Origin of the sequence: Rhodococcus sp. DK176 (assembly GCF_038447315.2) — a bacterium.
Classification (GTDB): Bacteria; Actinomycetota; Actinomycetes; order Mycobacteriales; family Mycobacteriaceae; genus Rhodococcus_F; species Rhodococcus_F jostii_A.
The window spans coordinates 2,554,883-2,575,846 of sequence record NZ_CP118321.2; the positions used below are offsets into that span (position 1 = coordinate 2,554,883).

Here is a 20,964-nt window from a genome sequence, read left to right on the forward strand (position 1 = left end):
TTTCTAAGCAATCTCCTAGAAAACTGGGGCAGACTCCTGAATGGAGGCACCCCAGCAAGCAGCGTCGTGCGGGGACGTATGCGTGAGAGAAGTCAGCGATGAGTTCACCGACCTCGGTTGGTCCCGGAGACTCGTCGGCGCGCGCGTTCCCCCTGTCACCCGCGCAAACGGGGATGTGGCTCGCACAGCACGTCGACCCCACGGTTCCGGTGTCGGTCGCCCAGTACGTCGACATCCACGGCGACTTGGACCGGAGCGTCCTGACAGACGCGTGTGTCCGAGCGGCCGCCGAGTTCGAGTCGTTTTTCCTGAAGGTCTCCGACATCGACGGGCAACCGCTGCAATGGGTGGACCCGAGCCTGGACGCCTCCGTCGGCTACCTCGACTTCCGGGACAAACCGGACCCGGAGGCGTCGGCGCACGCGTGGATGCGCACCGAGACCGCCGATCCGATCGACATCCAACGCGACCGTCTGACGGTCTCGTTCCTTCTCCATGTCGGACACGACCATTACTTCTGGTATTCGCGCGCCCATCACCTCGCGATGGACGGTTTCGGGTCCGTCACGATGCTCTACCGGATCGCCGCGCTCTACACCGCCGCGGTGCACGGACTGCCACCACCCGCGAGCAGTCCGGTCGGTCTGCGGCGCATCCACGAACTCGAGACCGACTACCGCACCTCCGCCCGCCGGGAATCCGACAGGGACTACTGGACCGAGACGATGCGTGGTGTCACCCACGCGAGCACCCTCGCGCGCGGCTCCGCGCCGGCGACCGCCGGTTCCCGGAACGTCGGCGGAACGTTGACCACCGAGGCCGTCGATCAACTCGAGAAGTGCGCGGCAGCGCACGGGGTCAATCCTGCGACGCTCACCGTCTGCGCGGTCGCGGGCTATCTGGCGCGAATGACCGGCGCCGACGACGTCACGCTCAGCCTGCCGGTGTCGGCCCGCACGACCGCGGCGCTGCGTCGGTCCGGTGGCATGGTGTCCAACGTGGTGCCGCTGCGCATCACGTCCGCGGGAACGGGGACTGTCGGCGATCTGGTGTCCCGCACGCGCCTCGTGATGTCGGGTGCCCTACGACATCAGCGGTACCGGCACGAGGACATTCGCGCAGACCTGGGAAGCGCGGTGTCCGGGTCGCGACTGTTCGGCCCCGCCGTCAATATCATGCTGTTCCCCGAGGAGTTGGATCTCGGTTCGCTGCGCAGCCAATTGCATGTGCTGTCTTCGGGTCCGATCGAAGACCTCCTGGTGAATCTGTACCGGTACGGTCCCCGCGGACGTGTGCACCTCGATTTCAAGGCGAACCCGCGACTGTATTCGCAGGACGAGCTCGAGGGGCATCACACGAGATTCCTGCGGTACTTCCGGCACTTCCTCGACGCCGATGCCGCCCATCCGATCGGTGAACTCCCGGTCCTCACGGAGAACGAAACCGCGGCACTGGTCCCCTTCCCTGGGCCGCCCGACAGCGTGCCCGTCACGCTCGCCGACGTGTTCCGCGCCGCCGCCACACAGCATCCGGACGCGACCGCCGTCGTCACCGCCGGCAGCGAGATCACCTACCGCGAACTCGACGGACGATCGGATCGGATCGCTGCGACGCTGGCACGGCTGGGCGTCGGGTCCGGCGACGTCGTCGCGGTGGCTTTACCTCGGTCCTCCGATTACGTCTGCGCGGTCTGGGCCGTCGCGAAGACGGGGGCGGCATTCCTTCCGGTGGATCCGACCTACCCGGTTTCCCGTGTTCGGCACATGCTCGGCGACTCCCACGCGGCAGTCGGGTTGACGTCCGCCGAATACACGAACACGCTGCCGGACAGCACCGAGTGGTTACTGCTCGACGAGTCGGGCGGCTCGAACGTCCACGATTTTCCCACGCCGACAATACGACTCGACGACGCCGCCTACCTCGTCTACACGTCCGGATCCACCGGAGTTCCCAAGGGAGTCGTGGTCACCCACCGCGGGATCGCCAATCTGGTCTCCGCGCAGCGCACCCGACTCGACCTCGACAGCGCGGCGAGGGTCCTGCATGTCGCATCGCCGAGCTTCGACGCCTCCGTCTTCGAGATGCTGATGGCCTTCGGCTCCGGCGCTGCGCTCGTCATCGCCCCACCCGCAGTGTTCGGTGGATCCCCTCTGGCGCGGCTGATGACCACCGAACGCGTCACACACGCGGTGATCACCCCGTCGGTCCTGGCGTCGATGGACCCCGGGGAGGTCGGAGGCCTGCGCACACTCGTAGTCGCCGGTGAGAAGTGTCCACCGGAACTGGTGTCTCGGTGGGCATCCCGATGCCGGATGATCGACGCGTACGGTCCGGCGGAGACCACCGTCATGGCGACCGTCAGCGAGCCCCTCGCCGAGCCGGGACCCGTCACCGTCGGCCGGCCGATCCGAGGAGCGAGGGCGGTGGTCCTCGACCACCGGCTCCGTCCGGTCCCCGTCGGAGTGGTCGGCGAGCTGTACGTCGCGGGGACCGCCCTGGCCCGCGGGTACCACCGCAACGCCCGGCAGACGTCGGAACGGTTCGTCGCCGACCCGTACGGACCACCGGGCACCCGCATGTACCGCACCGGCGACACGGTCCGCTGGACCTACGACCACGAACTCGAGTACCTCGGACGCAGCGACGAACAGGTGAACCTGCGGGGTCTGCGCGTCGAGCCCGGCGAGATCGACGCGACACTCCTCCGGTATCCGGCGGTTCGGTTCGCTGTCACCGTAATTCGCTCGCGGGGGGCCGGCGATCAACTCGTGTCGTACGTGGTGGGCGCCGACACCGTGACCGAGCAGGACTTGCTGTCGTTCCTCAGCACCGAGCTGCCACCGCATCTGGTGCCGGCCGCCGTCGTCGTGCTCCCCGACATTCCGTTGACCCCGTCGGGCAAGCTGGACCGCACTGCCCTCCCCGAGCACAGCCGCCGGTCACGCTCCCGGACCGCCCCCAGAAATGAGCGCGAACGTACACTCCACGCCCTGTACGCCGACATTCTCGGGACGTCCGCTTTCGGTGTGGACGAGTCGTTCTTCGCGCTCGGCGGCGACAGCATCATGGCCATCCAATTGGCTTCTCGCGCACGAAGTGCGGGAATCTCGTTCACTCCGCGCGACGTATTCGAGAATCGCACGATCTCCCGTCTCGGCCAAGTCGCGGGGAGCGCCTGCGACAGACCGGTCCTCGCGGAACTGCCCGGCGGCGGGGTCGGCGACCTGCCGCTCACCCCGGCGGCCCGATTCCTCCTCGACCGGGCGGGCGTCATCGACCGGTACGCACAGGCGGTGGTGGTGGAACTGCCACGCGCTATAGATCCCGACACGCTGGACAGTGTGATCGGCGCCGTCGTCGAACGGCACGACGCACTGCGCGCGCGCCTCGTGTGCGGCGCGGACGGCACGGCGTTCCTCACTGTGCGTCCGGCAGGCGCACCGCTGCCGGTGGGCACGATCCTGCGGGTCCCGCTGCCCGCCCATGCCGACCCGGCGCAGCGTACGCGGGACGAACACGAGGCCGCAGTCTGCCGGTTGAATCCTGCTGCGGGCGTAATGGTGCAGTGCGTCTGGCTCGATCCCGGGCCGGATGACACCACCCGCCGCGGGCGCCTCCTCCTCGTCGCCCATCACCTGGTGATCGACGGGGTCTCGTGGCGAATCCTGATCGGCGATCTCGCCGCAGCGTGGACGCAGGTGAAGGCGGGGGTACCGCCTACTCTGGCATCGATCGGCACATCCCTGCGCCGGTGGTCGCACGGCCTGGTCGAGGAGGCGCAGCGGCCGGGCCGCAGGTCCGAGCTGTCGTTCTGGCGTGAGATGACCGCGTACGAGGATTCGCCGCTCGGCTCCCGCCCACTCGACGCGGGGCGTGACGTGAATTCCACCGTGGATCGGGTCCACACGGAAGTCTCTGCGGACGTCACACACTCGTTGCTCACCGATCTCCCGGCCGCCTTCCGCTGTGAGGTCAACGACGCACTGCTCACCGCGCTCACCCTCGCCCTCGCGCAATGGCAGCGCCGCCGGGGACGACCGGCCACCGCGCCGGTGATCCGGCTCGAAGGGCACGGCCGCGAGGAAGCGGTGCTCCCCGGCGCCGACCTTTCCCGCACCGTCGGGTGGTTCACCAGTATCTTCCCGATCCGCCTCGACCTCGGGGACGTCGACCTGGACGACGCGTTCGCGGGCGGCCATGCCGCGAGCACCGCGATCAAGTTGGTCAAAGAACAGTTGCGTGCGGTGCCCGACAAGGGCATCGGCTACGGGCTGTTGCGGTATCCGGGGGACGACCCCGGCCAGGTCGCCTTCAACTACCTCGGCCGGCTCGATACCGCGGAGACCGAACACGATTGGCGCCCCGTACGGGACGACGCCGCCGTGTTTTCGTCGGCGGAGCCGTCGATGCCGGTCACCGCGCTGATCGATATCACCGCGTTCACCGCCCGCGGCGTCCTCGACGCCACCTTCGCATACCCGACGGGTGCGATCGCGTCCGAGGACGTGCGGGCCCTGACCGATCTCTGGGAGCAGGCGCTGACAGCGCTCGCCGCGGTGCCGCGGTCTCCGCACGCCGGTGGGCTCACCCCGTCCGATCTGCCGCTCGTCGCCGTGGACCGCAACGACATCGACGAGTGGGAGCGTGACCGTCCGGGTCTGCTCGACGTGTGGCCGCTGACGCCGTTGCAGTCGGGCCTGCTGTTCCACGCGGCGCTCACGGGCACGGATGCCGATCCGTATGCGATGCAGGTGATCCTGAGCCTGTCCGGACACCTCGATCAGGATCGACTCCGGCGCGCATGCAGCGCCGTGCTCGCGGGGCACGCGAACCTGCGCACCGCGTTCGTGCGCGACAGTCGCGGCGTCCCGGTGCAACTCGTGCTCGACGACGTGCCGCTGCGGTGGCGGCAGATCGACCTCACGGACGTCACGGAGGATCCCGAGGACATCCTGCGCAACGACCGCACCACCCGATTCGACATGTCTGCCCCACCGCTGATTCGGTTCACCCTGCTGTCGCGGGGGCCGACCCGTGCCGACCTGGCGATCACCGCCCACCACATCGTGCTGGACGGCTGGTCCATGCCGTTGCTGGTGCGCGAACTCTTCACCGCCTACCCACGCGACGACGTCCGCACCGAGTCACCGGATTCGAGCCCGTACCGCGACTACCTGGAATGGCTGACGGCGAAGGACACCGAGGCCTCGGCGCGGGCGTGGGTTGCGGCTCTCGACGGCATCACCGAGCCCGCCGTCGCGGCAGAGCCGACCCCCACCACGTCCGAGGCGGTGCTGGAGCTGAGCGAGGAGGGCACACGGAAGCTGACCGCGCGAGCGACCGAGGTGGGAGTCACGCTGAGCACGATCGTGCAGGCAGCCTGGGGAATCGTTCTCGGGCAGGCGACCGCCCGGGACGACGTCGTGATCGGCGCGACCGTCTCCGGCAGGCCCGCGGACGTCGCCGGGGTGGAGTGTGCGGTGGGATTGTTCGTCAACACCGTGCCCGTGCGGATCCCGCTGGACCCCGATATCGACACTGCCACGCTGGTCACCCGCCTGCAGGCCGACCACGTGCGCCTCCTGGAACATCACCATCTGGGCCTGGCGGATATCCAGCATGCAGTCGGCGTGGCGCCGCTGTTCGACACGCTGGTCGCGTTCGAGTCGTACCCCGTGGACCGCACCGCGCTGCCGGAACCCGTCGACGGACTCACGCTGGACGGGGTCCGCGCACACGATGCGTCGCACTACGCCGTGACGCTGGCGGTGACGGTGTCCCGGACCGTCCGGCTGACGGCGAAGTGCCGGTCACACCGGTACGACGAGAAAGCCCTGCTCGCCCGGGTCGGCCGCGTCCTCGAGTGCATCGGCAGGGATCCGCACGTCGTCCTCGGCGGGCTCGATCTCCTCGGCGATCAGGAGCGCGAGCGGGTGCTGCGCACCTGGAACGCGACGGACGCACCGGTACCCTCGCAGACCCTGGTGGACCTGTTCGACGCGCAGGTCGAGCGTTCTCCGGAGGCCGTTGCGGTGATCTTCGGCCCGGATCGACTGACGTACGCGGAGTTCGACGCACGGGTGAATCGGCTCGCCCGGTATCTCGTCGCGAAGGGAATCGCACCGGAAACCGTCGTCGGTGTCGCGGTTTCCCGCTCGATTCAGCTTCTCGTCGCGCTGCACGCGGTACTGAAGGCCGGCGGTGCCTACCTGCCGATGGACCCCGAGCACCCACTCGGACGAACGGCGCTCGTCATCGACTCGGCCGCACCCGCGCTGGTCCTCACATCCGATTCCCACAATCGCGCGGTCCCACACGGAGTCGCCGTCGTGGATCTCGATCTGCTCGACCTCACCGGGTACGACGCCCGATCCATCACGGATTCCGAGAGACGCGCACCGCTGCATCCGGCGAACGCCGCGTACGTCATCTACACGTCCGGTTCCACGGGCCGGCCCAAGGGCGTGACGGTGACGCACGAGATGATGGTGAACCAGTTCCGCTGGGCGCAGACGCTCACGCCGCTCGACGGTTCCGATGCGGTACTCCACAAGACGCCTCTCACGTTCGACATTTCCGCGTGGGAACTTCTGTGGCCCTTGCACACCGGTGCGCGGGTGGTGATCGCCGCACCCGACGGCCACCGCGATCCCCGCTACCTCGCGCGGATCGTCGCGCAGGAGTCGATCACGACCCTCCATGTCGTGCCGTCGATGCTCGACGCCTTTCTGGAGCAGTGCGGGCCGCGGGAGCTCGCCCCGCTGCGCCGCGTGTACTCGGCGGGCGAGCCCCTGTCCGCGGCGACGGCATCGCGATTCGAGGAGCGCAGTGCCGCCGCGCTGTACAACTGGTACGGCCCGTGCGAGGCGGCGGCGGCGACCTCGGAGTCGTTGGACGGCAACGAGTTCGGCACCTCGGTCGCCATCGGCCGCCCCATTCACAACATACGTACGTATGTACTCGACAGCCGGCTCCGACCGGTGCCAGTCGGAACGAGGGGCGAGTTGTACCTCGCCGGTGCATACTTGGCGCGCGGGTATGCCGGACGTCCCGACCTGACCGCCGAACGCTTCGTCGCCGATCCCTTCGGCGAAACCGGTGGACGGATGTACCGCACCGGCGACGTGGTGCGGTGGAACGAGTCGGGCCGGCTCGAGTATCTCGGGCGCACCGACTTCCAGATCAAACTCCGCGGCCAACGCGTCGAACCCGGCGAGATCGAGTCCGCGCTCACGTCCGACCCGGCGGTGACCCACGCGGCGGTCACGGTGCACCGTGACGCGGAAGCGGGAGATCGGCTGATCGCCTATGTCGTGGCCGCGGACGGTGTGCCGCCGGACGAGCGCCGGATCGTCGACCGTCTCGCCGGTCTGCTCCCCGCCTACATGATTCCCTCCGCCGTCGTCCCGCTCCCGGCACTGCCACTCACCACCAGTGGAAAGCTGGATCGCGCCGCCCTACCGGAACCGGCGCCCGTCGCGTCCGCTTTCGACCCGCCCGCCACCCCCACCGAGGACGTGGTCGCGTTCGTGTTCGCGGAGGTCACCGGCACCGGCCGGGTGGGCAGGCACGACAACTTCTTTGCGGCGGGCGGAAACTCGCTGACCGCGGCGCAGGCCGTCGCCCGCGTCGGAGCGGCGCTGGGAACCTCCGTCGACATCCGCGCACTGTTCGACCACCCGACGGTCGCGGAACTGTCGGAGTATCTCGCGAACGGATCGCACCGGACCGGGCGGGCGCCCCTGGTCCCCCGCGCCCCGACCGCCCACGTGCCGCTGTCCCTGGCACAGCAGCGACTGTGGTTCCTGAACCGGCTCGACGGGCGCTCGGCCACCGACAGCATTCCCGTCGCGCTCCGCCTCACCGGCACGCTCGACGAATCGGCACTGTGCGCGGCGGTGGGTGACGTGATCGAACGGCACGAACCCCTCCGCACCGTCTATCCCGAGCACGACGGGATCCCCTGCCAGCAGGTTCTTCCCGCCTCCGCAGTGCCGCCGTGCACGGTGCGGACGACGACGGACCCGGTCGGCCGGGTCCGCGACCTGCTGTCGACCGGATTCGACCTCGCCACCGAACCCCCGGTTCGCACCGAACTTCTCGCGGTGAGCGCCGACGAGTGGGTGCTGACCCTCGTCGTCCACCACATCAGTGCGGACGGGTTCTCGCTGGGACCGCTCGCCCGGGATGTGATGGCCGCATATCGCGCGCGGGCGCAGGGCAACGCGCCTGTCTGGACGCCCCTCCCCGTCCGCTACGCCGACTACGCCCTCTGGCAGCGTGAACTGCAGGACGGGCAACGCGGACTGGCGTATTGGACGCAGACCCTGTCCGGGCTGCCCGAGCTGCTCCCCCTGCCGTTCGTCCGTGCGCGCCCGTCCGTCGCGACGCACCGCGGCGCGAACGTCGAGTTCATTCTCGACGCCGAGATTCATCGGCGGATTCGTGCTCTCGCGCGTGCACACGACGCCACTCCGTTCATGGTGGTGCACACGGCGCTGGCCGTCCTCGCAGCCAGACTCGGCGACACGTCGGACATCGTCGTCGGCACGCCGATCGCGGGACGCGGGCCCCGCGCACTCGACGATCTCGTCGGGATGTTCGTCAACACACTGGTGCTACGGACAGACGTCCCGCTGCACACCACGTTCGCCGACACGCTCGGCCGCGTGCGGGACGTCGATCTGGCCGCGTACGCCCATGCGGACGTCTCGTTCGAGGAGGTTGTGGAGGCGGTCGCTCCCGCTCGGTCCCGCGGTCGTAATCCGCTGTTCCAGCTGGCGCTCGCCTATCACAACACGGCGCCGGTCGTGATCGACCTGCCGGAGGTCTCCGCCACAATCGTCGAGATCGAGACGCACACCGCGAAATTCGACCTCCAGCTCACGGTCACCGAATCAGTGGACGACGCAGACGCCCCGGCACCACTGTCGTGTGTCTTCACCTACGCCACCGACTTGTTCGACGACGCCACGGTCTCGGGATTCGCGGACCGGTTCCAGCGTATTCTGCGGGCCGCGCTCGCACAGCCGTCCGTCGTGATCGGCGACATCGACGTGCGGGACCTCGCGGAGCAGCAGGCGCGGCATCACGGACCGCCCTCGGTGCCGCAGCGCACCCTGCCCGACCTGATGTCCGCCGCCGCCCGGCAGAACCCGGGGGGACCGGCGCTGACGGCGGACGGCCGGTCGATGACGTATCGCGAACTCGACGCCGAATCGAATCGGCTCGCCCGCGCCCTGATGCGGCGCGGGGTGGGACCCGAGGCGCTCGTGGCCCTCGGGGTGCCGCGCTCGGTCCTGTCCGTCGTCTCCGTGTGGGCGGTCGCGAAGACGGGTGCCGCGTTCGTGCCCGTCGACCCGCACTACCCCGCCGCGCGGGTTCGGTATCTGATCGACGACTCCGGCGCCGTCCTCGGGCTGACCACCGCCGCGGACCGCGAGGCCCTGCCCGACGGTACCGACTGGCTGTTGCTCGACGACCCGGACTTCCGAACCGAATGTCGCGGTTACTCGTCGGCCCCGGTCACCGATGCCGACCGTGCGCGGCCGCTGGATGCGCGCCACCCCGCGTACGTGATCTACACGTCCGGTTCGACGGGAAACCCCAAGGGAGTGGTGGTGACCCACACCGGTCTCGCCGACTTCACAGCGGAACAGCGGGAGCGGTATTCGGTGACGGCGTCGTCGCGCACGCTGCACGCTTCGTCTCCCAGCTTCGACGGCTCGGTGCTGGAGATACTGCTCGCGCTCGGTGCGGGCGCCTGCATGGTGCTCGCACCACCGACAGTCCAGGCCGACGACCAACTCACGGACCTGCTGGCCCGCGAGCGGGTCAGCCACGTGTTCACCACGCCGACGGTTCTGGCGACGGTCGACCCGCGCGGCCTGCACGACCTCCGGGTCGTCGTGGCCGGCGGCGAACCCTGCCCAACGGAACTCGTCGCGGTGTGGTCGGCGCAGGAGCAGATGTACAACGGATACGGTCCGACCGAGACGACGGTCATGACGAGTATCAGCGATCCCATGGCGGCCGGCGGTCCGGTCACCATCGGCCGTCCGATCCGCGGCGCCGCCGTACTCCTGCTGGATTCGCGTCTGCACCCGGTTCCGACGGGAGTCGCCGGCGAACTCTACATCAGTGGTCCGGGCGTCGCCCGCGGCTACCATCGCAGGCCCGCGCTGACCGCCGCACGCTTCGTCGCCTCCCCGTTCGGCGCCTCCGGGGAGCGGATGTATCGGACGGGCGACGTGGGTCGATGGCGTCGCGACGGGTCGATCGAGTATCTGCACCGCAACGACTCGCAGATCGAACTGCGCGGCGTCCGAATCGAACTCGGCGAGATCGACGCCACCCTCCTCGCCCATCCGACCGTGCGATTCGCGGCGACGGATGTGCGTGAGCTGCGGGACGGCGTCGACGCACTCGTGTCGTACGTGGTCCCGGCACGGAACGAGACGGTCGATCCGGATCAGCTGATCCGCTTCGCGGCGACGCGTCTGCCGATGCCGCTGGTGCCCGCGATCGTGGTCGTGGTGGACGCCGTCCCGCTCACCGTGAACGGGAAGCTGGACCGCTCGGCGCTGCCCGACCCCGTTCCCGCGGCGACCGAATTCGAGGCCCCGCACACGCCCGCCGAACGGGTGGTGGCCACAGTGTTCGCCGAGGTGCTCGGGCTCGATCTCGTGGGTCGTGAGGCCAACTTCTTCGCGTTGGGCGGCAGTTCCCTGTCCGCCACGCGCGCCGCGTCCCGGATCGGTGCCGCACTGGAGACGACGGTGCCGGTGCGCGCGGTTTTCGACACGCCGACCGTCTCGGCGCTCGCGGCGTTTGTCACCGAGCAGACCGACGGCGCGACGCACGTCGCACTCACCGTGCGTCCGCGCCCGGCCCGTGTGCCGCTGTCGCCTGCACAGCAACGACTGTGGTTCCTCGCCCGCCTCGCACCCGGCTCCCCCGAATACAACATCCCGATGGCATTGCGGCTGACCGGGGCACTCGACGTCGCCGCGCTCACCGCGGCCGTCGCGGACGTGATCAGCCGTCACGAACCGCTGCGCACCGTGTATCCCGACAGTGACGGCGTGGCGTACCAGCAGTTGATCCCGGTGTCGCGGGCCGCTCCCATACTCCGACCGATACCCGTGTCCCGCGGCGACGTCGCCGCGCGGGTTGCGACGTTCGCATCGAAGGGTTTCGCCCTGGGCGCCGAACCGCCGTTCCGTGCCCGGCTGTTCGCCCCGGCCCCCGACGAATGGGTGCTCGCCGTCATGGTCCATCACATCAGCACGGACGGATTCTCGGTGCCGGTGCTCGTCCGCGACGTGATGACCGCCTACGAGGCGCGGGTCTCGGGAGAGGCACCGCGGTGGGCCGACTTACCGGTCCAGTACACGGATTACACCCTGTGGCAGCACGAGCTGCTGGGCGACCGCGACGACCCGCAGTCCGTTGCCGCGCAGCAACTGTCGTACTGGAAGGACGCGTTGTCGGGTGCGCCGGAACAGCTGTCCCTCCCTGCAGACCGACCGCATCCCGCCATTGCGTCGCACCGTGGCGGCACAGTCGAATTCGCGATTGACGACGCTCTCTATCGCGCGGTCGAGCACACCGCTACTGCCCTTGCGGTCACCCCGTTCATGATCGTGCACGCGGCATTCGCGGTGCTGCTCGCGAGACTCAGCGGATCCACCGACATCGTGATCGGCACTCCCGTCGCGGGACGCGGGGATCAGGCCCTCGACGACCTGGTGGGCATGTTCGTCAACAACCTGGTTCTGCGCACCGAGGTGATTCCCGCGGAAAGCTTCGCGGAACTGCTCGGCCGGGTGCGAGAGGTCGACCTGGACGCGTTCGCGCACTCCACCGTTCCGTTCGAAACCGTGGTCGAGGTGCTCGATCCCGCCCGGTCACGTGCACGCAATCCACTGTTCCAGGTGGCCCTGGCGTTCCAGAATCTCGACCACACCCCGCTCACCCTGCCCGGACTGCGGGTGTCGGAGATGACGCCCCCTACCCGGTCGGCCCGATTCGACCTGCAACTCACCGTGACCGCCGAGCCGGACCCGTCGACGGAACGTACCCGGCATGCGGCGGTGTTCACGTACGCCACCGATCTGTTCGACCACCACACCGTCGCGGACATCGGTGAACGGTTCATCCGGATGTTGAGTGAGGCCGTCGCACAACCGGATACGGCCGTCGGCGACCTCGCCCTCCTCGATCCGGACCCGGATGTCCCCACCGCGACGCCGTCCTCCGGCGAGACCCTCGTCGATCTGTTCGAGCGGCAGGTCGCCGCCGCACCCGACGCGATCGCCGTCGTCTCCGGAGACCGAACACTCACCTACCGTGAACTCGACGAGCAGGTCAATCGCCTGGCCCGGCACCTGATCGGCGCCGGCGTCGGCCCGGAGTCCATGGTGGGACTGGCGATTCGCCGCTCCGTTGACCTCCTCGTCGGAATGTATGCCGTCGCGAAGGCGGGTGGGGCGTACGTGCCGATCGACCCCGATCAGCCCGGGCAGCGCAATGCCCAGGTCATCCGGTCGTCCGCCACGCGTGTCGTCCTCACCACCGAGCGCGATCGGTTCGACCTCTCCGACGTCCTGCCCGCCGAGACACGGCTCGTCGTCATCGACCGGGTGGACCTGTCCGGCGTCGATCCGTCGCCGATCTCCGACCTCGACCGGATCGCTCCCCTGCTCGCTCAGCACCCCGCGTACGTGATCCACACGTCGGGATCGACGGGCACCCCCAAGGGGGTCATCGTGACCCATGCTGCCGTCGTGAGCTTCCTCAGCTGGCGCCAGGACACCGACCCGCTCGGCGCGGACGACACGGTGATGCTCAAGTTGCAGTACACGTTCGACGCCTCGGTCCGCGAGTTCTGGTGGCCGCTGATCGCCGGTGCGCGGCTGGTGATCGCTCGACCGGACGGCCACCGCGACCCGCGGCATCTCGCCGAGCTGATCGGACGGCACCGGGTGACCGCGGGATACTTCCTACCCCTGATGCTGGCCGAGATCCTCGCGATCCCCGAGGCGGACCTCACGTCTCTGCGGCAGGTGTCCTGCGGCGGGGAGGTCCTGCCGCCCGGCACGGCACACAGTGTCCACGCGCGGTGCCCGGATGCCGTGCTGTACAACGAGTACGGCCCGACCGAGACGGCGGTCGCCGTGACCCGCACGGTCGTCGGCACGGAGGCCGCGACCGTCCCGATCGGTGTGCCGCAGAACGGCGTCGGCGTGCTCGTGCTGGATTCGCGACTGCATCCGGTGCCCATCGGCGTTCCGGGTGAGCTCTACCTGGCCGGTGCCCAGTTGGCGCGCGGCTATCTCGGGCAGCCGGGGGCGACAGCCGCCCGATTCCCCGCGAATCCGTGGGGACCGCCCGGTCAGCGGATGTACCGGACCGGCGACGTGGTGAGTCGTCGCAGAGACGGGACGATCGACTATCTCGGCCGGCGCGATCTCCAGGTGAAGATCCGCGGTCAGCGCGTCGAACTGGAGGAGATCGAGACGGCGCTGCGACGCCATGCCGCCGTCGCGCAGTCCGCGGCGGCCGTGTACGAATCAGCCGGCACGGGGGCCCGGCTGGTCGGCTACGTGGTGCCGCATCCGGACATGGTGGTGGACGCCCGTGTCGTGTCGGCGGAGCTGGCGCAGCGGCTGCCCCGGTACATGGTGCCCAACCAGATCGTGGTGCTGGGGGCGCTACCGTCCACACCCCACGGCAAGCTGGATCGGCGAGCACTTCCCGACCCGGGGGTGCCACGGGCGCAGCGGTTCCGTCCCCCGACGACCCGCACCGAGAAACTGGTCACCGCGGTATTCGCGGACGTTCTCGGTACGGGTCTGGTGGGACTGGACGACAATTTCTTCGAACTGGGCGGCAACTCCCTGTCCGCGACCAGGGCGGCGTCGCGGCTGCACACATCGACTCGGGTCGAGGTCCGGCTCGAATGGTTCTTCGCCGACGCGACCGCGGAGAGCATCGCCGCGCGAATCTCGTCGAGTTTCGCGGCGGCCTCCGCCGCCTCCGCCGGGCTCGGGGTGCTGCTGCCGCTGCATCCGGACGGCGGACGGGAGCCGCTGTTCTGCATCCATCCGGCCATCGGGTTGGCCTGGTGCTATGCGGGATTGGGTGCGCATCTCGGCCCGGACCGCCCGGTCTGGGGTGTGCAGTCGCCCGCCGTGACCGTGCCCGGCGAACGATTCGCGTCGATCACGCAGCGGGCCCATCGATACGTGGAGGAGATTCGCCGTGTGCAGCCGAGGGGGCCGTATCACCTGCTCGGGTACTCGGTGGGCGGCGTGATCGCGCACGCGATGGCCGTCGAGTTGCGGTCGCGCGGCGGGGAGGTCGGCGTGCTCGCGATGATCGACAGCTACGCGGCGGCGGAGCGGGACACCCCGGCACCGACACTGCCGGAACTGCTCACGGAATTCGGCGGCGGAGCGTCGGAGCACCTCGGGCCGGAGCAGCTGACCCGGTTGTACGAGGACTACGTCGACGTCGTCGACGCGGCCGCCGACTTCGTACCGGGACACTTCGACGGCGACCTGGTGTTCTTCGGCGCTGCCGGGAACGGATCCCAGCCCGCTCCGGCGAGCGAGACGTGGCGGCCGTGGATCGATGGGGACGTCATCGCGCACACCGTCGACCGCCCACACACGCGGATGACCGACCCGGGGGCACTGGCCGTCATCGGACCGATCCTCGCCGAATACCTCGCGGGCGCCTCAGCCACCGACGGGACGGAGAATCCACCACCCACCCAGCGCGAGACAGCTCAGCGTCACGAGTAGGGACAGACCCACCCAGACGATGCCGGGAACGCGGGTGAGTCGCGCCAGTTGATCCGCATCCGACTCCGGTGCTGCGCCGCGGGCGCGTTGCCGCTGCAGTTCGAGGACCGGGCGCGGCGCGGCGACGAGCATGAACAGGGTGATCAGATACGCCGCGGCCACCTGCTGGTCCTGCGTCCCGAACCACACGAGTCCGAACAGCAGCGCCCCGACCACGGTGAGGGAGAACAACCCGTACAGGTTCCGGACGAGGATCAGCATCGCGGCGAGAGCCACGACACCGATCCACAGCACCGCAACCGCGTGCTGGGTGCCCAGCACCCAGGCCGCGCCGAGCCCCAGAACGGCGGGGCCCACGTAGCCCGCGAATGTCATGAGGACCACACCGAGCCCGGTCGGTTTGCCGGACGAGATGGCCACACCCGACGTGTCCGAGTGCAGCCGCACCCCCTTCAGGGTTCGGCCGAACAGCAGGGCGACCACCAGATGCGCGCCCTCGTGCACGATGGTGACCACGTTGCGGGTGAGTCGCCAGGCGTGCGGTTCGAGGACGAGTATCACCGCCACCACCGCCGTGACCTGAACGATCCAGGGAGCCGGCGCAGGGCTGACGGCGCTCATGCGCTCCCACAACGAGTGAATTCCATTCATCGGCGCCGAGTGTACGGCGACCGGCTGATCACTCCCTGCGTGCCAGCTGTGGAATCAATCCGCCCGCGAGCACGTCGTCGACCTGACGTGGGGACAGCCGATGACGCACCGGGATCTCCACGTCACGGGTCGAGTCGAACAGGGTCAGACGGGGGCCGGAACGAATGGCCTCCCGAACTCCGTCGAGGATCAGCACGTCGTCCTGCCGGATCGTGTCGTAGTCGTCCGGGTTCTCGAATTCGAGAGCGAGCACACCGAAGTTGGCGAGGTTCTGCCAGTGGATACGGGCGAACGAGGTGGCGATCACCGCGTGCAACCCGAGGTACCGAGGGGTGATCGCGGCATGCTCACGTGAGGACCCCTGCCCGTAGTTGTCGCCGCCGACGATGAAATGCCCGGTGGTCTTCGCCGTCTCCTCCGCGCGCGCCGGATAGGTCTCGTCGACCTGGGTGAACGTGAACCGGGCCAGCTTGGGAATGTTGGAGCGGAACGGCAGGGCCCGCGCCCCGGCCGGAGAGATCTCGTCGGTGGAGATGTTGTCACCGACCTTCAGAAGGACCGGTGCCTCGATGCGGTCGGGCAGGGGCGGAAACTCGGGCAGGGACGAGATGTTGGGTCCCTTCACGACTTCGACGTGCCGAGCCTCCTCTTCCGGCAGCGGAGCCACCAACATGGCCGTGTTGACGGTGGCCTCGTCCGGAAGCGTGAGTTCCGGGTACGGCATCCCCACTTTCTCCGCCCAGTCCCGCGGGTCGGTGATCACCCCGGTGAGAGCCGACGCGGCCGCCGTCTCGGGTGAACACAGCCACACGGAGTCCTCGCGGGTGCCCGAACGCCCCGGGAAATTGCGGGGCATCGTCCGGAGTGAATTCCGGCCGGTCGCCGGCGCCTGGCCCATGCCGATACAGCCCATACACCCGGATTGATGAATTCGCGCGCCCGCCACGACGAGTTCGAGCGTGGCGCCCATCTTGGTCAGGTCGGAGAGGATCTCCCGCGAACTCGGATTGACGTCGAAGCTCACACTCGGGTCGGTCTGCCTCCCCGACACCATGGCCGCAGCGATCGCGAAGTCGCGCAGTCCGGGATTGGCGGACGACCCGATCACCACCTGGCTGACGTCCTCACCGGCAACCTCCCGGACGGGCACCACGTTTCCCGGCGACGACGGCTTCGCGATCAGCGGCTCGATCGTCGACAGGTCGAGGTGTTCGTGCACGTCGTACGCCGCGCCTGCGTCGGCGAGCAGTTCCACGAAGTCGTCTTCCCGGCCCTCGGCGCGCAGGAAATCACGGACGGCGTCGTCTGCGGGAAAGATGGATGTCGTGGCGCCCAGTTCGGCTCCCATATTCGCGATGACGTGGCGATCCATCGCCGTCAACGTCGCGAGCCCCTCACCGTGGTATTCGATGATTCTGTTGAGCCCGCCCTTGACCCCGTGGCGGCGGAGCATCTCGAGGATGACGTCCTTCGCCGAACTCCAGTCGGGGAGCCTGCCGGTCAACTCCACACCCCAGATCTGCGGCATCCGCAGATGCAGGGGCTGACCCGCGATCGCCATGGCGACCTCGAGCCCCCCGACGCCGATCGCGAGCATGCCCAGCGATCCCGCCGCTGGTGTGTGCGAGTCGGACCCGACCATGGTCTTGCCGGGAACACCGAAGCGCTGCATGTGGGTGGGATGAGAGACCCCGTTGCCCGGCTTCGAGAACCACAGCCCGTACCGCAGGGCAGCCGTCCGGAGGAACTCGTGGTCCTCAGCGTTCTTCTCGTCGGCCTGCAGCAGATTGTGGTCGACGTACTGCGCGCTCAACTCGGTTTTGATGCGATCGAGGTGGAGCGCCTCGAGTTCCTGCATCACCAGGGTTCCGGTGGCGTCCTGGGTGAGGGTCTGGTCTATCCGGATCGAGATCTCCTCCCCCGGTTCCATCCGGCCGTCGAGGAGGTGCGCACCGATGACCTTGCGGGCGACAGTGTCCGACATTGCTGATCCCTTCGTCGTACCTCCAGGATGCGCCGGAGCCACGGCAACGGCCAGCGCCCGGAACACGTCCGGCACTCGACAGGACAATCTTTGGCTATCTAGGCAAATTCGTAGAGAAAGCTAGATTCCGCTAGTCGTTCTGCGCGCGCAGATACTTGCCGAAGTGCGGCACGGTGAATCCGATCGACCCGCGCTCGGCCGAATAGATCAGGCCCTTCTTGATCAGCCCGTCCCGCGCCGGTGACAGCGACGCGGGCTTGCGGCCGAGCTCGGACGCGATCGCCGACGTGGCGACCGGTCCGTCGTCCCCGGACAGGTCGGCCATCGCCCGCATGTACTCCCGCTCGGCAGGCGTCGCGCGCTCGTATCGCGATCCGAAGAACCCGACCGCGAGTTCCTCCTCCGCGGTCGGCGCGGCCACCCGCACGTCCTCCTCGGTGATCGGGCTGGCTGCGGCCACGTCCCACGTCGCCTTGCCGTAGGCCTGGACGAAATAGGGGTAGCCGTCCGCGGCGGCATACAACGCGTCGAGCGCCTCGTCCGTGAACTTCACGTCCTCCCGCTCGGCGGGCGCGATCAATGCCCGGTCCGCCGACACCCGGTCCAGCCGGTCGATGCGGTGGTAGCTGAACAGCCGCTCCGAGTAACTCTTGGACGCCGACAGCACGGCGGGCAGGTGCGGCAGTCCTGCCCCGACCACGATCAGGGGCGCCGCGTCCTGGCTGAGTTCGTGGCACGCCCCGCACACCGCCGAGACGTCCGCGGCGCCGAGGTCCTGCATCTCGTCGATGAACAGTGCGATCCCGACCCCGACGTCGCGGGCCAGGGATGACGCGTCGAGCAGCAGTTCCACCAGGTCGATCTCGATGTCCCCGGAATCGGCGCGCCCCTTCACCGCGGGGGCGTCGATGCCCGGCTGCCACCGCTCCCGCATGCCCTTGTCGGCCGTCGCGCGCAGGGCGAACGACTTCAGGACGCCGAGGAACTCCTCCACCCGGTCGGGGTCGCGATGCGAACCCGCGATCTCCCGAACCGCCATGTGCAACGCCGACGACAGCGGCCTCCGCAGATCCTGATCCGGTCGGGCCTCGATCTTCCCCGTGCCCCACCGCCGCGAGATGGCGGCCGACCGCAGGTGGTTCAGCAGGACCGTCTTCCCGACGCCGCGCAGACCCGTCAGCATCACACTGCGTTCCGGGCGACCGCGCGCGATCCGCTCGAGCACCACGTCGAACGCGTCGAGCTGCCTGGTTCGGCCCGCGAGCTCCGGCGGGCGTTGCCCCGCGCCGGGCGCATAGGGGTTACGGACAGGGTCCATGGCCACGAAGGTAACAACCTCTGTTGGCGAATCTGCGCTCATCTAGCGCGTGTCCTAGATCCCGCTATGAAGTCGTAGCGGGGGTGGCGACTTCCGCACCCTTCGGTGCCTATCGACTATCGCGCGTTCCCCCGAGGCTGGATGCAGCCGCAGGAACAGGGAGAACACCATGATCGAATTGGACGCCAGAGCCGAGTTGGAACGACTCGCGCCGTACGCCGCGACGGGCGACGAAGACGCCGTCGAAGAGGTTCTCCGCATCGCGCACCCCCTCGTGCACCGCTACTGCACGAGCAGGCTCGAGTCGGTGGATCACCCGCACGCCACCGCCGACGACGTCACCCAGGATGTGTGCCTCGCGTTGATGAGCTCCCTACGGACATACGAGAACCAGGGGAAGTCGTTGCTGTCGTTCATCTTCGGCATCGCCGCGCACAAGGTGTCCGACGCGCGGCGCCGCGCCACCCGGTTGTCCGCACCGACCACCGCACGCGGCGCTGCCGCACATCACGTGGTGGACGTCGAGGACGGCCCCGAGCATCACGTCCTGCGCCGCGAACTGCGCGGCGAGATGGGCCAGCTCGTCGAGACCCTTCCGGTCCGGCACCAGCAGATCCTGTTCATGCGCGTCATCGTGGGAATGTCGGCCGAGCAGACCGCACGGGTCCTGGACACCACGCCGGGCGCCGTCCGCGTCGCCCAGCACCGGGCGCTGAGCCACCTGCGGGCGAGGATCGGGCACGGGCCTGCCCGCTGAGAGTTCCCGCCCCGTCGTTGCCAACTGCGAGGGCCGAGTGGTCCGATGGATTCATGAGCGCACCCGACACGGTCCTGGTCGCGATCGGAACGAAGAAGGGCCTGTGGCTGGCCACCAGCCGCGACCGCACCACCTGGGCGTTGTCGGGCCCGCACTTTTTGATGAACGAGATTCCGAGTATCGGGATCGACACGCGGGCCGGCGGCACCCGCATTCTGGTCGGGGTCCGGTCCGAGCACTGGGGTCCCACCGTCGCGCACTCCGACGACCTGGGTGCCACCTGGACCGAACCGGACCACGGGGCCATCCGCTTCGGCGACGGTGACGGCGCCGCGCTCGAGCGGGTGTGGCAGCTCCGACCCGACACGGACGACCGTCCGGGCGTCGTGTGGGCGGGATGCGAACCCATCTCGGTGTGGCGGTCGGTCGACGGCGGCGAGCATTTCGAGCTCGAACGCGGGCTGTGGGACCATCCGCACCGGCCGGAGTGGGGAGCCGGATACGGCGGCGCCGCAGCGCATTCCGTCGTCCCTCATCCGCAGGACGAGAACACGGTGCATGTCGCGATGAGCACCGGAGGTGTCTACCGCACCACGGACGGGGGCGCGTCCTGGGAGCCGCGCAACACCGGGATCACGGCCTACTTCCTGCCGGACCCGAACCCGGAGTTCGGCCAGTGCGTCCACAAGATCGCCCGCGACGCGTACGTTCCCGACCGGCTGTACGCCCAGAACCATCACGGCGTCTACCGTTCCGACGACAGCGGCGACACGTGGAAATCGATTGCGGACGGACTGCCGACGGACTTCGGCTTCGTGATGCTCACCCATCCCCGCCGCGAGGGAACCATCTGGGTCGTTCCGATCGAGGCGGACGGCAAACGGATCCCACCCGACGGCCGGCTGGCCGTATACCGGAGCGAGGACGCCGGGAACAGCTGGACCCGCCTCGACAGCGGGCTGCCGGAACGCGACTACAACGTGGTGCTCCGCGACGCCGCCGCAGTGGACACCGCCGACCCGGTCGGCGTGTATTTCGGCACGCGCGGCGGCGAGGTCTACGGGAGCGCCGACGAGGGTGCCTCGTTCGGCACGGTCGCGGCGCATCTGCCCGACGTCCTGTGCGTGCGGGCCGCGGTGGTCGCATCATGAGCGAGGGAGTCACCGTGCGGGTTCCGCGGGCGCTGGCGTCGATCGTCGGCGGTGAACGCTCCGTGCACGTGCCCCTCGACGCCGCCTCGACGGTGTCCCACGTGCTCGACGTCCTCGCGGGCGAGTTCCCGATTCTCGGCCGCCGGATTCGCGACGAGACCGGCGCCCTGCGGCGGTACGTCAACGTCTACGTGGACGGCGAGGACGTCCGGCTCCTCGGCGGTGTCGGCACCGAGGTGACGCCCGGGCAGGAACTGCAGATTCTGCAGTCCGTGGCCGGCGGCTGAGCGCGA

7 protein-coding genes are annotated in these 20,964 nt (G+C 69.0%); 4 read left to right on the forward strand and 3 right to left on the reverse strand.

Translation table 11 applies throughout. The features are described from left to right. Window positions 1–98: 98 nt before the first annotated feature. On the forward strand, window positions 99–14,810 hold the full coding sequence (locus tag PSR88_RS12105; protein ID WP_016882617.1) for a non-ribosomal peptide synthetase: 14,712 nt from the start codon (window positions 99–101) through the stop codon (window positions 14,808–14,810). Here the strand turns inward: PSR88_RS12105 and PSR88_RS12110 are convergent. The 3 genes from PSR88_RS12110 to PSR88_RS12120 form a co-directional block, all read right to left on the reverse strand. After that, complete coding sequence (locus tag PSR88_RS12110; protein WP_029539213.1) at window positions 14,745–15,461, reverse strand: M50 family metallopeptidase; 717 nt, start codon at window positions 15,459–15,461, stop codon at window positions 14,745–14,747. The two genes, PSR88_RS12105 and PSR88_RS12110, sit on opposite strands and share 66 nt — an antisense overlap. A gap of 28 nt (window positions 15,462–15,489) precedes the next feature. After that, on the reverse strand, window positions 15,490–17,445 hold the full coding sequence (locus PSR88_RS12115; RefSeq protein ID WP_016882615.1) for an aconitate hydratase: 1,956 nt from the start codon (window positions 17,443–17,445) through the stop codon (window positions 15,490–15,492). Between the two features lie 130 nt (window positions 17,446–17,575). Continuing rightward, window positions 17,576–18,763 carry an AAA family ATPase gene (locus PSR88_RS12120; protein WP_029539211.1) on the reverse strand — a complete coding sequence of 396 codons (1,188 nt, stop codon included), beginning with the start codon at window positions 18,761–18,763 and terminating at the stop codon, window positions 17,576–17,578. 169 nt (window positions 18,764–18,932) lie between these two features. Here PSR88_RS12120 and shbA point away from each other — a divergent pair, with 169 nt between their 5' ends. The 3 genes from shbA to PSR88_RS12135 are packed head-to-tail and all read left to right on the forward strand — an operon-like array spanning window position 18,933 to window position 20,958. After that, window positions 18,933–19,520 (forward strand): RNA polymerase sigma factor ShbA, encoded by a 588-nt coding sequence (shbA, locus tag PSR88_RS12125; protein WP_009475065.1) that lies wholly within the window; start codon window positions 18,933–18,935, stop codon window positions 19,518–19,520. Between the two features lie 53 nt (window positions 19,521–19,573). Further along, a complete protein-coding gene (locus PSR88_RS12130; protein WP_016882614.1) occupies window positions 19,574–20,671 on the forward strand; it encodes a WD40/YVTN/BNR-like repeat-containing protein in 1,098 nt (365 codons plus the stop codon). After that, window positions 20,668–20,958 (forward strand): MoaD/ThiS family protein, encoded by a 291-nt coding sequence (locus PSR88_RS12135; protein ID WP_009475067.1) that lies wholly within the window; start codon window positions 20,668–20,670, stop codon window positions 20,956–20,958. The genes PSR88_RS12130 and PSR88_RS12135 overlap by 4 nt, the downstream gene beginning before the upstream one ends. Window positions 20,959–20,964: the final 6 nt, after the last annotated feature.